General features: G+C 62.8%; 12 protein-coding genes. 9 read left to right on the top strand and 3 right to left on the bottom strand.

Annotated elements, in window-relative coordinates; genetic code table 11:
• The first annotated feature begins 82 nt into the window (after positions 1–82).
• On the top strand, positions 83–1,315 hold the full coding sequence (locus tag OHA40_RS02755; protein WP_330231490.1) for a bifunctional 3,4-dihydroxy-2-butanone-4-phosphate synthase/GTP cyclohydrolase II: 1,233 nt from the start codon (positions 83–85) through the stop codon (positions 1,313–1,315).
• Positions 1,316–1,354: 39 nt separating this feature from the next.
• Here the strand turns inward: OHA40_RS02755 and OHA40_RS02750 are convergent, their stop codons facing one another.
• A complete protein-coding gene (locus OHA40_RS02750; RefSeq protein ID WP_330231489.1) occupies positions 1,355–2,572 on the bottom strand; it encodes a serine hydrolase domain-containing protein in 1,218 nt (405 codons plus the stop codon).
• 274 nt (positions 2,573–2,846) lie between these two features.
• Between OHA40_RS02750 and OHA40_RS02745 the strand changes: the two genes are divergently transcribed.
• Both OHA40_RS02745 and OHA40_RS02740 read left to right on the top strand, forming a co-directional pair.
• Positions 2,847–4,520: an AMP-binding protein gene (locus tag OHA40_RS02745; RefSeq protein WP_330231488.1), complete on the top strand. Its 1,674-nt coding sequence runs from the start codon at positions 2,847–2,849 to the stop codon at positions 4,518–4,520.
• A 76-nt stretch (positions 4,521–4,596) separates the two neighbouring features.
• Entirely contained in the window at positions 4,597–5,739 is a 1,143-nt protein-coding gene (locus OHA40_RS02740; RefSeq protein ID WP_330231487.1) for a CaiB/BaiF CoA transferase family protein, read from the top strand.
• A 168-nt stretch (positions 5,740–5,907) separates the two neighbouring features.
• Here OHA40_RS02740 and OHA40_RS02735 read toward each other — a convergent pair whose 3' ends face one another.
• Together OHA40_RS02735 and OHA40_RS02730 are read right to left on the bottom strand one after the other, a co-directional pair.
• Entirely contained in the window at positions 5,908–7,119 is a 1,212-nt protein-coding gene (locus tag OHA40_RS02735) for an acyl-CoA dehydrogenase family protein (RefSeq protein WP_330231486.1), read from the bottom strand.
• Positions 7,110–7,904: an enoyl-CoA hydratase/isomerase family protein gene (locus OHA40_RS02730; protein ID WP_330231485.1), complete on the bottom strand. Its 795-nt coding sequence runs from the start codon at positions 7,902–7,904 to the stop codon at positions 7,110–7,112. The genes OHA40_RS02735 and OHA40_RS02730 overlap by 10 nt, the downstream gene beginning before the upstream one ends.
• Before the next feature lie 413 nt (positions 7,905–8,317).
• On the opposite strand from OHA40_RS02730, the gene OHA40_RS02725 reads away from it, so the two are divergent.
• The 6 genes from OHA40_RS02725 (at position 8,318) to OHA40_RS02700 (ending at position 14,398) form a co-directional block, all read left to right on the top strand.
• Positions 8,318–9,109, top strand: coding sequence for an SDR family NAD(P)-dependent oxidoreductase (locus OHA40_RS02725; RefSeq protein ID WP_330231484.1), 792 nt, complete (start codon positions 8,318–8,320; stop codon positions 9,107–9,109).
• Between the two features lie 60 nt (positions 9,110–9,169).
• On the top strand, positions 9,170–9,928 hold the full coding sequence (locus OHA40_RS02720; RefSeq protein WP_330231483.1) for an SDR family NAD(P)-dependent oxidoreductase: 759 nt from the start codon (positions 9,170–9,172) through the stop codon (positions 9,926–9,928).
• A gap of 31 nt (positions 9,929–9,959) precedes the next feature.
• Positions 9,960–10,928, top strand: a complete 969-nt coding sequence (locus OHA40_RS02715; RefSeq protein WP_330231482.1) for a cyclase family protein — start codon at positions 9,960–9,962, stop codon at positions 10,926–10,928.
• 35 nt (positions 10,929–10,963) lie between these two features.
• Positions 10,964–11,752 carry an SDR family NAD(P)-dependent oxidoreductase gene (locus OHA40_RS02710; protein WP_330231481.1) on the top strand — a complete coding sequence of 263 codons (789 nt, stop codon included), beginning with the start codon at positions 10,964–10,966 and terminating at the stop codon, positions 11,750–11,752.
• A 257-nt stretch (positions 11,753–12,009) separates the two neighbouring features.
• Positions 12,010–12,810 carry an alpha/beta fold hydrolase gene (locus OHA40_RS02705; RefSeq protein ID WP_330231480.1) on the top strand — a complete coding sequence of 267 codons (801 nt, stop codon included), beginning with the start codon at positions 12,010–12,012 and terminating at the stop codon, positions 12,808–12,810.
• Positions 12,811–12,838: 28 nt separating this feature from the next.
• Positions 12,839–14,398 (top strand): AMP-binding protein, encoded by a 1,560-nt coding sequence (locus tag OHA40_RS02700; RefSeq protein WP_330231479.1) that lies wholly within the window; start codon positions 12,839–12,841, stop codon positions 14,396–14,398.
• Positions 14,399–14,414: the final 16 nt, after the last annotated feature.

Genomic DNA, 14,414 nt, shown 5'->3' with positions numbered 1-14,414 from the left:
CGTACAGTGTCGAAGTCATCTTGCATCGTGTTGTCTACGAATGCTAACGTCTACTAACTTGATGGACCAGGGAAGGGCTGGCATGATTGAGACCCGCTCGAGCGGAGCACTGCAAGCGCGAGGCTCCGACGCCGCCGACCGAGCGATCGCGGCTATCGCGCGCGGCGAGATCGTCGTGGTCGTGGACGCCGCCGACCGTGAGAACGAGGGCGACCTCGTCATCGCCGCTCAGTACGCGACGCCCGAACGCATGGCATTCTTCGTCCGGCACACCTCCGGCCTGATCTGCGCCGCTGTCACCGAGGCTCGGGCCGACGAGCTTCATCTGCCGCTGATGGTCGATCGAAGTCAGGAGCCGCACAAAACGGCGTTCACGGTCACCGTGGATTACCGGCACGGCACGACGACCGGAATATCAGCGGCCGATCGCTCGGCCACGGCGCGGGCGTTGGTCGGCCCTGAAACGCACCCTTCCGACTTCACGCGCCCCGGCCACCTCCATGTCCTGCGGGCACGGAACGGCGGCGTCTTGACGCGTCCCGGTCACACCGAGGCCGCGGTCGACCTGGCTCGGCTCGCGGGCCTGTATCCGGCGGGCGTCATCTGCGAACTGGTATCGGAAGACGGAAGCGAGATGATGCGCGGACCGGATCTCTATCGCTTCGCGGCCGAGCACGAACTCACGGTGGTGACGATCGAAGAACTCATCAGTGCCAGGTACCGGTCGGAGCGGATCATCGAACGAGTCGCGGAAGCGAGGCTACCCACCTCCTGGGGTGACTTCACCGCGATCGGGTATGTGAACGCCATCAGTGGGGAACAGCATCTGGCGCTCGTTCTCGGTGACGTCGCCGGTTGCGAAAACACGCTGGTCCGCGTGCACAGTGAGTGTCTCACCGGAGACGTTTTCGGATCGCTCAAGTGTGACTGTGGTGATCAGCTCGACGCGTCGCTGCGGAGCATCGCCGAGGAAGGCCGGGGTGTCGTGGTCTATGTCCGTGGTCATGAAGGGCGCGGTATCGGGCTGGTCAACAAGATCCGGGCATACGCGCTGCAGGATCAGGGATACGACACCGTCGATGCGAACCTCGCCCTCGGACTCGCCGTCGATGCGCGCGATTACCGCGCGGCCGGGCAGATCCTGCGCGATCTCGGGGTCGTCGGAATCCGTTGTATGACCAACAATCCCGCGAAATACGCGGCGCTCGAGGATTTCGGCTTCGAGATGGTCGAACGTATACCGATGCGGCCTCGGGTGCATGCGGAATGTACGGCCTACCTGAGGACAAAACGCGAGCGCATGGGCCATCTGTGACTCCGAGCCCGGCACAATGCCTTCCCGCCTCTCGTCGAGTCACCGCCGACTGCGGGCTTCGGGACGGACCCAGAAACCCGGGGCGTTGGTAGGCGAACCCACCGTTCGGTAGACGGCATCGACCAGCGCTTGTCCGCTGCTGCCGAGACCCGTTCCAGCCGAGTGGCGGTTGACGGTGTACGCGAACGAAAGCCGGCAGGACGGGTCCGCGAATCCGATCTGGCCACCCAGGCCGGGTGTGCCGAACGCATCCTCGCCGATGATGACACTGTTGCCCACTCCGTTGGGCCAGGACTTGGCGAACCCCAGTGTGTAGCAGGTCCGCAGGCACGAGACCGCATCGACATCGGTCCACGCCTGCGGGTACCGCATCCTCGGAATGGCGGCCTCGCTGATGACGCGTACGCCGTTGATTCGTCCGCCCAGCGCCAATGGGGCGTAGACGCCGGCCAACCCCCGCGCGTTCGAGATCGCGCCTCCCGCAGGGATTTCCGCGGCATGAGCTGCCCGGGTATCCCACTCTGACGGCCACGACCCCATGTTGGAGATCGCTTTCACCATGGGAGATTCCGGGTTGGACAGCGCGGCCAGAATACGAGGCGGCAGATCTACGGTGGCACCGCCGCCAGGGATGCTCGGAGCAACTCGCGATTCGTGTTCCGCGGGTAGTCCGATCCAGCAGTCCACGCCGAGTGGTTCGCCGATCTCATCCCGGAAGAAGCGGCCGATGGACCTGTCGGTTATCCGCCGAACGAGCTCGCCGATGAGCCAGCCGAAGGTCATGCCGTGGTAGCCGACTCGGGTTCCCGGTTCCCACAGCGGCGTTGTTTCCTCGATCAGCGAGATCATCAGCTCCCAATCGGTGAAACCGCCGCGGGGAACGCGACCGTCGACGTGTGCCACGCCGGACTGATGGGTGAAGACCTGGCGCACCGGGATGTCACCCTTTCCGTTCCGGGCGAATTCGGGCCAATAGTGTGCGACGGGAAGATCCACATCGAGCTGGCCGCGGTCGATGAGCAGATGGCCGCACAGGGCGGTGAGCCCCTTGGAGCACGACATGATCAGGTGCACCGTGTCGTCTTGCCACTCGCGCCCGGTCTCTGGATCGGCTACGCCTCCCCACAGGTCCACGACCGGTTCGCCGTCGAGGAAGACACACACCGACGCGCCCAGCTCGCCGCGTTCGGCGAAGTTGCGTTCGAACTCATCGCGAACACGCGCGAAAGCCGGGTCGCAATGACCATGTACTGCCATGTCGCGGGGTACCTCCAGCTCGACCTGTGGACTCGCATCACAGTAAACCATCACTTACAACAGAACTACCTGTCCGGCTGGTCGAGCCATCGATATACAGTGGCTCTTATGCCAACTACTTAGTGTTCTACACTTAGCAGGCCTTGAGTTCCGGCCCGAGGCTTCGTTGCGGGGTGCTTCCTTCGGGAGTTAACATCAACTATCAAATTGCAATCCGCCAGCTAGTGTCGTGAGCGCGATCCACGCAGCGCCGCATCTTTCAGGAGGTTTCGCCGTGTCAGCGAGTGTTGAAGACCAACAGGGAGTCGATGAGGCCGCTCAGGTGGCTGTCGAGCAGCGAACCACCGACCAGAGGACTCTGCTCGGAATACTGGCCGAGCGTGCCGAGGGGACCGACGGAGATCGCATCTGGCTGGAAGACATCGATGGCCGTACCCAGACGTACGCGCAGGCGTACGAGTCGTCGTTGCGCTGGGCCGACGTCTACCGCCGCGTCGGGGTCGGATCGGGTGATGTCGTCGTGACGATGCAGTTGAACACGTTCGAATACCTGCTCGGCTGGTTGGGGCTGAGTTGGCTCCGAGCGATCGAGGCGCCGATCAATACGGACTACCGGGGTGATCTGCTCCGGCACGTACTCGACAACACGCGCGCCAAGGTGATGCTGGTCCGTCAAGAGTACGTAGACCGGATTGCCGCTATCGCCGATCAGTTGGAGCATCTGAAGACGGTCGTGGTCGTGGATCCGACCGGAGACCCGCTTCCCGACCTGCCGTTCGACGTCGTCCACGTCGATGACCTCCTCTCGGATGCGAATCCCATCGAGCCCGTGCCCGTGCCTGATCCGTGGGATATCGCCTGTGTCATGTACACGTCCGGGACGACAGGTCCGTCGAAGGGTGTGCTCATGCCGTGGGGGCAGTTCCACGCCTGGGCGCTGATGTGGGACGCGGACGGGGACATGGGACCTGACGAGGTCTTCCACTGCCCCGGACCGACTTTCCACGTTCCGGCCAAAATGCTTCCGTACCTTGCCGCCATCCTCGGTGCCAAGGCGTACATGCGTCCCTACATTCACATCGCGTCGACGGCGGACGACCTCAGGAAAGTCACCTTCGCTATCTGGGTCTTTCCGCAGGCGATCAACGAATGGCTGGCCGAGCCCGAAACACCGGAAGACAAGAACGTCATGCTGCGGCGGATACCGGCCGGGCCGATATTCCCTGGTCTGCTCGAGTTCCTCGACCGATTCGACGTTCGCACGTTGCGTATCTTCAATATGACCGAGGCGGGCTGCCCGATCGTCGACCCGGGGTGGAACCAGAGCCATTTCGCTCCGGATGGCACACCGAGCGTAGGAAAAGTCCGGCAGGGCTATCCGCACTATGAGGTGCGTTTGGTGGATGAGCACGATCAAGAGGTGCCCGCCGGCGTGCCGGGCGAACTCATCGTCCGCACGTCCGTGCCGTGGACGATGAATGCGGGATATTTGAACATGCCCGAGGCGACGGCGAACGCATGGCGGAACGGGTGGTATCACACCGGGGACGGGCTGTACAAAGACGACCGAGGCAACTTCTTTTTCAAGGATAGAATCAAGGATTCCATCCGGCGTCGAGACGAGAACATCTCGTCGTCGGAGGTGGAATTGCTCGTGTACCAGCATCCAGCGGTGCAGGAGGTGGCGGCCGTCGCTGCTCGGGGCGGCTACGACGAAGAGGTAAAGATTTGCGTCGTCCGCAAACCAGACGAGAAGTTGACGCACGAAGAACTCATCGAGTACCTCATTCCCAGGATGCCGCGATTCATGGTGCCCAGGTACGTCGAATTCATGGATGAGCTCCCGAAAACGCCGACGGCGAAGGTCCGGAAGTTCATCCTCCGCGAGAATGCGGTGAACGAGAACACCTGGGATCGCGAGGCAGCGGGAATCGTGGTCCCTCGATGAGTGCCATTCTGTCACCCGAAACCAGCAGTAGTTCCGCCGAATCTCGAAGGGGGCTGTAGTGGGTCCGCTGGACGGTATGAAGCTCGTAGCGATGGATGGTGCCGTCGCGCTGGCGCCCGCCGGATTCCTGGGCGATCTCGGTGCGCACGTCGTGCGGGTCGATCGCGCTGTCGGCGACAACGCCCACCACGCCCAGCTGGATGTGCATACCGGCGATGACTGGGCAACTCCGATGGGCACCTTCGGAACATGGCACCCGATTTCTGTCGACCTCAAGCATCCGCGCGGCGCGGAAGTCGTCTTGCGTCTCATCGAGAATGCCGACGGCTTCGTCGAAGGATTTCGACCTGGCGTTGCAGAACGACTCGGAATCGGTCCGGACGCATGTCTGTCCCGCAATCCGCGGCTCGTCTATCTCCGCATGACCGGTTGGGGTCAGACGGGGCCACTCGCCGAGGTGGCCGGTCACGACTTCAACTACCTCGCGATAGCGGGCGCCATCGGCGCCTTCGGTCGAGAGGGAGAAATTCCTTTCCCGCCGTTGAATCTGCTCGGCGACATGGCGGGTGGGCTGCACGGCGCCCTCGGTCTTCTCGCCGGTATCTTCGAAGCTCGAAAGTCGGGAAAGGGGCAGGTGATCGACGCCGCAATCATCGACACCGTGACGTCGTTGATGGGTTTCATCTACTTGATGCAGTCGAACGGCATCTGGACCACGGAACGCGGCAACAACCTCATGGATGGCGGCGCCCCCTTCTTGAATGTCTACGAGACAGCCGACGGAAAGTTCGTGACGGTTACCCCGTTCGAGCCGCAGTTTTGGTCGGAGTTCCTCCGCAAGCTCGGCTTGGACGAGAGCGAGCTTCCTCCGGAGATGGACCGGGCGTCCTGGCCGGAACTGCGCCAGCGGATCGCGCAGGTATTCAAGACGAAAACCCGTGACGAGTGGGCGGAACTCCTCGAATACACCGACGCGTGCGTATCGCCCGTATTGTCGCTGGCCGAAGCGCCGGACCATCCGCACAATGTCGCGCGCGGCACCTTCATTCGACAAGATGGTGCAATCTACCCGGCCCAATCGCCGCGGTTCTCACGGACCAGGCCGGGATTGCGTCAAGAGAGCCCGTCGACCAAGGAGTCGCGCCGCACGACTTTGGTCGAATGGGGTTTCGGGGAAGCGGAGATAGATCGACTGCTCGAGGGCGGAGTGATCGTCTGACGCCCGTGTCCCGCCCGCACCCGCTCGCCGTGGAACAGCCGCGACGAGCGGGTGCGTCTTCCCGGATGTACCGAACTATGTGTCCAAGGGGCTTTGACCACCAATGTCATCGCCGACGGTCCCCCGCAAAGTGCCGGGGGCCGGGCGACTTGCCGGAGTCGTTGCAGCTTATTGAGCCGTCTTCTCGGCAGGGATCTGGGCGGCCCTGATCGCCCGTTTCGCAATGGCCCACCGATGTACCTCAGATGGTCCGTCGTAGATGCGGAAGGGCCGGATCTCACGAACCAATCGCGCGAGCGGGGCATCATCCGCTATGCCCAATGCGCCGCACATCTGCATGCTGCGATCGGCCACCCGGAAGATCGCCTCAGCCGCAAAGGTTTTCGTGATGGATGTCGAATCCGACGCTGTGTGGCCCGCATCGAGTTCCCAGCACGCGTGTACCAGCAGGGCTCTTGTGGCTGCGATGTCGATCTCGTTATCCGCGATCATCTTCTGCACCATGCCGAGATCGCCGAGCCTGGCCCCGAACGCGCGGCGGCGTGCGACATGCGCGACAGCGAAATCGTGCCCGCGCCGCGCCGCGCCCAGCCAGCGCATCACGTGTGTCATTCGGGCCGGCCCGAGCCGGATCTGCGCGTACTCGAACCCGCGGTCGACTTCTCCGAGGACGGCGGAGTCGGGAATCCGGACCTCGTCGAGGAGTAGCTCGCAATGTCCGCCGACCATCGCCTTGTCCATGGTGTTGATATGCCGACCGACACGGAGCCCCGGTGTCTGCGCCGGTACCAGGAACATGGTCGCGCCGCCTCGTTGCCCCGGTGTGCCCGACGTGCGCGCCATGATGATGAAGAAGGCAGCGCCATCGGCTCCGGTGATGAACCACTTTCGCCCACTGATTCGCCAACCTCCGTCGGACCTGTCGGCTCGCGTGCTGAGGGCTGACGGGTCCGAGCCCGCGCCCGGCGCGGGCTCGGTCATCGCAAAGGCGGAACGGACATCGCCCCGCGCAAGCGGTGCGAGGTAGCGCTGTTTCTGATCGGGATCGGCCACGTGCGCGAGGAGGTGAAGGTTTCCTTCGTCGGGTGCGGCGATGTTCAGCGCCATCGGTCCGAACAGCGAGTACCCCGCCTCCTCGAAGACCGGGACACGACTCGACATGTCCAGGCCGTGCCCACCGAGTTCCGCGGGTACATGCGGGCCGAATACACCCGCGGCTTTGGCGGCGGACTGCAGTTCGGCCCGCAGGGTGTCGCCTCCTGCGGCGGTGATGTCGCCGTCGAACGAATCCTCGATAGGGAGTACCACGTCGCGCGTGAACGCTTTCGTCCGCTCGACGAGATCCAGCAACACCGGCGAGTACGTAAGATCTATCGGCACCGGTCCTCCTCGACCATGTCACTTGTCTGTGCTCGATTCGGAGCCGTCGTGGGTTCGCGCCGACCGAGCGTTGTCTCCGGATGTCCCGCGATCAGGCTGAGAATGTCGGCATCCGACCACGTTCCCTCGGTCGACACCACGGACCGGCTCGAGTTGTGGATCGCCTGCTTGGTCATCGACTGCACGGCGGCGGGTGCGCGGAGCAACTCGTCGGTCAGTTGTGAAAGGTCCTTTTCACTGTCGGCAACGCGGTGGACGAGCCCCCAGGCGAGGCCTTCCGCGGCGCCGATCTTCTTCCTGGTGAGTATCGCCTCGCGCGCACGACTGACCCCTACTTCTCTGATCAGTCGCGAGACACCGCCCATCGTCAACGGCAGCCCGAGAAACAGCTCGGGAAAGCTGATCTGCACATCATGATGCGCAACGCGCAGGTCGCAGGCGAGTGCCAGGACGGCACCCCCGCCGATGACGTGACCGTGCAGCCTGGCAACAGTTATCTGCGGAAGGGTCTCGAGGGAATCGACCAGGCGGTTCCATCGCGATACGCCGATACGCCGTGATTGCCACGTATCCTCTGGTGCAATCGGGGCTTTGAGGTCCGCACCCGCACTGAACGACTGACCCGCCCCTTGGATTACCGCTACTTGCCCCGGCCAGGAAGCGGTGTCGTTTACGATCTGCTCGAGCTCGTCCAACAACTCCGGCCCCAAGGCGTTTCGGCGCGCGGGCCTGTTCAACGTGATCGTTCGCAGCGCCCCATTGTCGGCGACATCGACGAAGCCCATCGGTTAACCACCACTCGTTTTTGACCAGGACGGCAATCACAACCTGCGAAGCCCCGAATGCGAAGCAGGAGCATCGCCGACGTCGTCGGAGGATCCCGCGCACCGAACGGCGGTTGACGTGGGGTGATCAGCCATCAATTGGTTCGATCTGAACGTTAACGAACGATATCATATGCGTTGCGTTAGGTGCGTGTCATGCCCCGTTCCGTGGGCGACGAAACCAGCGTGTTTGTCTCTCTAACCTGGTTGGACTGCGATCTGCACGCGCCGATTCGAGCTCGACTGAGCGCTGCATTGACATCGTTAGAGTAGTGAACGTACGCTGACATCATTACGGCAGAGCTGCCCGAGTTACGGCTTCGGAACAACCAAGGCCCGGGCAGGTCGCGGCGACTGCATAGGAGAGCTTCCCATTGCGACTCGAGGGTAAGACGGCGGTTATCACTGGCTCCGCCCATGGGATCGGGAGAGCGACCGCCGAGCGGTTCGCCCGGGAGGGCGCCGCCGTCGTTGTAGCCGATATCAATCAAGAGCTCGGTCAGCGTGTGGCGGACCGCATTCGAAAAGATGGCGGTAGGGCGGCATTCGTCGAGACGGATATTTCCGATCACGCGCAAGTAGACGCGATGGTCGAGTTCGCGTGTAGCCAGTTCGGGCGGATCGATATCTTGCACAACAACGCATACACCTTGGGTGCGGGCCGGGTGGGGGAATTGTCGACAGACGACTGGCAACGGACCATCGATGTCTGTCTGACCGGGTACTGGTATTCGACGAAGGTTGCGTTGGGCGTGATGGTGCCGAACGGGGGCGGGGTCATCATCAATACCGCATCGGTGGCCGCTCTTGCCGCTGACTACACGCTCGCCGCCTACAGCGCCGCGAAGGCAGGAGTGATCAACCTGACCAGGGTCACGGCGATCGACTACGCGCGCAAGGGGATTCGGTGCAACGCGATCTGCCCGGGCCCGATTTGGACGCATTCCGAGAAGGCATTTCAGGAAGTTCCGGATGAGATGTCCAAGGCGCTGTTGCACGCGGTTCCCATGGGGCGGCTCGGCCGACCCGAAGAAGTCGCGAATCTCGCGCTTTTCCTTGCTTCGGATGAATCGTCGTTCGTGACCGGTTCGCACTGTCTCATCGATGGGGGACTCTTTGCGCAGACCGGGATGCCGTCACTGTCCGGGGCTGGAGCGGAGTGGTGACGCGGATGTCCGTGGGCGCGGCCGACTCGCGAGTATCAACACAGGAAGAACGGATGTACGATGGCGCGGCTTAGTGGAAAGACGGCTCTGATCACCGGTGGTGCCCGAGGTCAGGGCGCCGCCGAAGCGCGCCTGTTCGTTGCCGAAGGTGCGCGGGTGATCATCGGTGACATTCGCGATGATGAGGGCTCCGCACTCGCCGATGAGCTGGGGGCAGCATGCTCCTACATCCATCACGACGTCACGGACCCGGACAGTTGGACTCGCGCGGTCGACCACGCACTCGACGTATCGGGGCGTCTCGACGTTCTGGTCAACAACGCGGGAATCTTCCGGCTCACGCTTATCGGCAAGACCTCCGTCGACGAGTATCTCGACGTGATCCGAGTAAACCAGGTGGGAACCTTTCTCGGAATTCAAGCGGCCGCGTCGGTGATGCGAGGAAGCGGTGGTGGTTCGATCATCAACGTATCGTCTGTCATGGGTCTGCGCGGTGGGCCGGGAATGCTTGCCTACAGCGCCAGTAAGTTCGCAATACGGGGAATGACCAAGGCCGCGGCGCTCGAGCTGGCGCCCGCGCACATTCGGGTGAACTCGCTACATCCGGGCGTGATCGATACACCCATGCTGGCCGACATGCTTCCCACAGCGGGAGGCGCGGAGCAGGTCGGATCGCGGATCCCGATCGGCACTGTGTCCCAGCCGGAGGACGTCGCTCCACTCGCCCTGTTCCTGGCATCCGACGAGAGTCGCCATTGCACCGGCGCCGAGTACATCGTCGACGGCGGGATCGTCGCCGGCTTGGGTGTGGGCGGATAGCTGGTGTATTCGAGATCGCGAGGGCCGATTGATGATTGACGACAGCACGGACGACGGGCTCCCGTCCTACCACGAGCTCGTGAGTCGCTCCGACCGGCCGAGCGGCTCGTCGTGGGGCGTGTGGGGCGATGACGACGTCTTCGGTTCGTTGAATCTACTGACGCCGGAGCGCGTGACCTCGGCGGCGAAGCTCGTACGTAAGGGCGCGGTGTTCCCCGTCAACTGGGAGATGGAGCTTCCTGATCCTCCCCTTTTCGGCCGGGCCGGCTTCACTCATCGCGTCAATTGGTTGCCCGGTCGTCTCGGTCACGATGACGAATTGGACGGTTGGAACACCCAGAGTTCGAGCCAGTGGGATGGATTCCGGCACCTGCGCAGCGTTCAACACGGCTTCTACTCCGGCGTGGCCGATGCCGAACACGGCGTTCATCATTGGGCCCGGCGTGGCGTGGTCGGCCGTGCGGTCATCCTCGATATCGCTCGGTGGCGTTCCGGAATCGGCCGCCCGCTCGACATGTCCGCGGCCGATCCGATCGACGCCGAAGAGCTCTTGAAAGTTGCTGATTACCAAGATGTTTCGTTGCAGGAGGGCGACGTTCTGCTGATCCGCACGGGGTGGATCGACTGGTACAAGGGGCTCGATGACGCGGCCCGGAAGGCATTGGCAGGCAACTTGACGACCCCGGGGCTTCGATCATGCGAACGAACGGCCGAGCTGCTGTGGGACCTCCATGTCGCGGCAGTTGCCGCCGACAATCCGGCCCTCGAGGTATACCCTCCGGAGATACCCCCCGGCTCGGATGCGGCGGATCTGGTCGATGTGTTCGCGCACATGAGACTTCTGCCACTGCTCGGCATCCCGATCGGCGAGCTCTTCGATCTCGATCGGCTGGCCGAGGACTGCGTGACAGATGGCGTGTGGGAAGGCCTGTTCACCTCCGCTCCGTTGAACCTCCGCGGTGGCGTCGCGTCGCCTCCGAACGCCCTCGTCATCAAGTAAGTACCGTCACTACACCGAACATGTCAGGGAACCAAATGTTGCGGCTTGAAGGAAAGACAGCACTGATCACGGGTGGCGGCGGCGGTATCGGCGCGGTTACCGCGAAGACGTATGCCCGGGAAGGGGCTGCCGTCGTCGTGGTGGATATCGACGAGCAGGCCGGGAAGTCCGTCGCCGCCGAGATCAAGCAAGCAGGCGGCGAAGCCGAGTACTTCCATGCGGACCTGGCACAACCCGCTGATATCGAAGCGATGATCGATTACGCGCGGACCACCTACGGGAAATTGGACATCCTGCACAACAATGCGATTGCGCTTGCGTGGGGGCGGGTCGGAGAGTTGGACCTCGAGGGCTGGCGGCACACGATCGACGTAGGTCTGACCGCGTACTGGTATGCGACCAAGGTGTCACTGCCGACGATGATGGCCCAGGGTTCCGGCGTCATCGTGAACACGGGCTCCGTCTCGGCGCTCGCGGCCGACTACGGGATCGCCGCCTACAACGTCGTCAAAGCCGGTGTGATCAACTTGACTCGCGTGACGGCTATCGAGTACGCCCGGCGAGGCATCCGCTGCAACGCCGTGTGTCCAGGTCCGATCGGGACGCCTGCCATGCTTGCGGCCGAGAACGAGCGTCCGGCCCAGTTCGGACCGGTGAAGGATGCGATTCCGATGGGCCGCTTCGGCGATCCGCAGGAGATCGCGAACGTTGCGCTCTTCCTCGCATCCGACGAGTCGTCGTTCATCACGGGGGCTTATTTCGTAGCCGACGGCGGTCTGAATGCCCACACGCACCTGCCCGGCTTCGGAAATGCCGACTGGTAGCGACTTGAAGTTAACATCTAGTCACTTTATGTGACACCAACGATGCCGGTTCGCGTGGTCTGCATCCGAGTCGCCGGACCACCCCTAGTGGAACTTTGTTGCTGAATCGCGTCAAGGCAGGTGAATTCCCGCGGGGTTGGCGAGGACGTCGGGTTCCGATGAGTTTCGACCAGTGAAGTATTGACACAACAACATATGTTAACGAATACTGACTTATCAACGACTTTCGGCCGTACTAGCCGTCATTGGAGGCCACTTTGATCGAGTCGCACAAGCTCGGCCGATACACGGTTCGTGTGTGGACGCACGGTGAAGGGCGCCCCCTGCTATACCTGCACGGCTACGAGCATCACCCTGGTGACGCGCCGTTCCTCCGTCGGCTGGCCCGGTCGCGGCGAGTAATCGCCCCAGAGCATCCTGGGTACGGCGCGTCGGAAGGCTTCGATGCGCTGCAGGACATCACCGATCTCGTTCTGTTCTATCGGGAACTTCTGGGCACGTTCGGCGTCGGGCGGGTCGACATCGTCGGCCACTGCTTCGGGGGGATGATCGCGGCGGAACTGGCTGCTTTCTGTCCCGAACTCGTGGAACGCCTGGTGCTGGTCAACGCATACGGCTTGTGGCTCGACGGTGTCGACACAGCCGATCCGTTTTCACTGAGTCCGGAGCGGTTGCGTCGGGCGAAGTGGCACGACCCGCAGAACAGCCCGGTTCCGGAGCCTTCGCTCGCTGTCGCGGATCCCTCCGACCGGATCGCCGCAACAATCGAGCGGAGCCAGAATCTGGCGGTCGCGGCGAAGTTCATGTGGCCGCTGCCGGACCGCGGCCTTCGGCGCCGCCTGCACCTGATCAAGGCGCCGTCGCTGGTCATCCACGGCACGTCCGACGGGCTGCTGCCGGTGGCGCATGCCGATGAGTTCGTCCGTCTTATTCCGAACGCGGAATATCTCCCGGTCGATCGCGCCGGGCATTTGCCGATCATCGAGCGTGAGAAAGAAGTCTGTGCGGCGATAGTGAACTTCTGCTCGGCTCCGGAGAGAGCAGACCATGAAGTCTGACTCGGATGTCGGCGCGGGCGGCTCGGAGTTGCCCGGATTCCAGCCACTCACCCCGCTTTCGTTCCTCGACCGTGCCGAGCACGTGTACGCCCAGCGCCTGGCCGTCGTCGACGGTGATCGGCGGTTCACCTATGCCGAACTGGCGGACCGTTCGCGACGGTTGGCTACCGGGATCCAGAGCATGGCGGGTGGCGCGCCCGTCGCGATCTTGGCGCCGAATACCCACGCGATGATCGAAGCTCACTACGGGGTGCCGTTGGCCGGTTCTGCCCTCGTCCCGCTCAATACGCGATTGAACGGCAGTGAGCTGGCCTATATTCTCGACCACGCGGAGGTCGGGGTCCTGCTCGTCGATGAGTCGTTGACCGATGTGGCCACGGATGCCTTGGGCCGCACCGGACTTCGGATCGAGTTGATCCGAATCGGTGGGCCGCAGGACGGCTATGAAGCTCTTCTGCGCGATTCTGCTCGGTCGAAGGCGGAAATAACGTATGAGCTGTCCGTATTCTCCGTCAACTACACGAGTGGAACAACCGGAAATCCCAAAGGTGTCATATTCAGCCATCGCGGAGTGTACCTTCAATCTCTTTCGATGTATGCACACAGCCAACTCGACGCGTCGACGAGAATGCTGTGGACACTGCCGATATTTCACTGTCACGGTTGGGCATTCGTGTATGCGGTGACGGCATGCGGGGGCACCCACGTCTGCCTGCGCCGGTTCGACGCGGACACCGCATGGCGGCTGATTCGCCGCGAAACGATTTCCCATCTGAATGGCGCCCCTACCGTTCTGAGCTCACTCGCTGCAGCCCAGGAAGCCCGTGCGCTGGACGGGCGCAGGTTGCGGGTCGGAACGGGTGGTGCCCCGCCATCGCCTGCGCTCCTCCAGCGACTGGCCGACCTGGGTATGGACGTGACTCACCTGTATGGACTCACCGAGACACTCGGGCCTGCTGTCATCAACGAGTTGCAACCCGAGTGGTTCGACGCCGAACCGGACGAGCTGGCGCGCCTTCATGCGCGGCAAGGCATACCGACGATCATTTCGCGCCCGCCGCGGGTTCTCGACGACAACGGGAACGATGTCCCAGCGGACGGAGTAGCGCAGGGTGAAGTCGTGTTCCGTGGAAATAATGTCATGCGGGGATACCTGAAGAACTCCGAGGCAACGCGACAGGCGCTGACCGAAGGATGGTTCCGTTCGGGAGATATCGGCGTGTTGCACTCGGACCATTATCTGGAGCTGAAGGATCGTTCGAAAGACATCATCATCTCCGGTGGGGAGAACATCTCGTCGATCGAGGTCGAGCAGGCAATCGCATCTCACCCTGCGGTCTTCGAGGTCGCCGTCATTGCTGTGCCGGATGAGAAGTGGGGTGAAGTGCCCGCGGCATACGTCTGTGTACGTGACGGTTCCGTTCCGACGGAAGCCGGAATAATCGACCACGTACGCCAGAGGTTGGCGCATTTCAAAGCTCCGAAGCGTGTCGTTTTCGGGGAGTTGCCGAAGACCGCCACTGGAAAGATTCAGAAGTTCTTGCTGAGAGAGTCTGAATGGAGCGGTTACGAGCATCGAATTTCCTGAGTGCGACGGCAACCGA

This window comes from Nocardia sp. NBC_00508, assembly GCF_036346875.1.
Lineage (GTDB): Bacteria > Actinomycetota > Actinomycetes > Mycobacteriales > Mycobacteriaceae > Nocardia.
Note: the sequence above shows the minus strand (reverse complement) of the source record. Positions and strands in the feature narration are given on the sequence as shown.

Coding starts and splice junctions, on each gene's coding strand:
- OHA40_RS02715 (WP_330231482.1), top strand. CDS start 9,960: ATGATTGACGACAGCACGGACGACGGGCTCCCGTCCTACCACGAGCTC.
- OHA40_RS02710 (WP_330231481.1), top strand. CDS start 10,964: ATGTTGCGGCTTGAAGGAAAGACAGCACTGATCACGGGTGGCGGCGGC.
- OHA40_RS02750 (WP_330231489.1), bottom strand. CDS start 2,572: ATGGCAGTACATGGTCATTGCGACCCGGCTTTCGCGCGTGTTCGCGAT.
- OHA40_RS02755 (WP_330231490.1), top strand. CDS start 83: ATGATTGAGACCCGCTCGAGCGGAGCACTGCAAGCGCGAGGCTCCGAC.
- OHA40_RS02720 (WP_330231483.1), top strand. CDS start 9,170: ATGGCGCGGCTTAGTGGAAAGACGGCTCTGATCACCGGTGGTGCCCGA.
- OHA40_RS02730 (WP_330231485.1), bottom strand. CDS start 7,904: ATGGGCTTCGTCGATGTCGCCGACAATGGGGCGCTGCGAACGATCACG.
- OHA40_RS02740 (WP_330231487.1), top strand. CDS start 4,597: ATGAAGCTCGTAGCGATGGATGGTGCCGTCGCGCTGGCGCCCGCCGGA.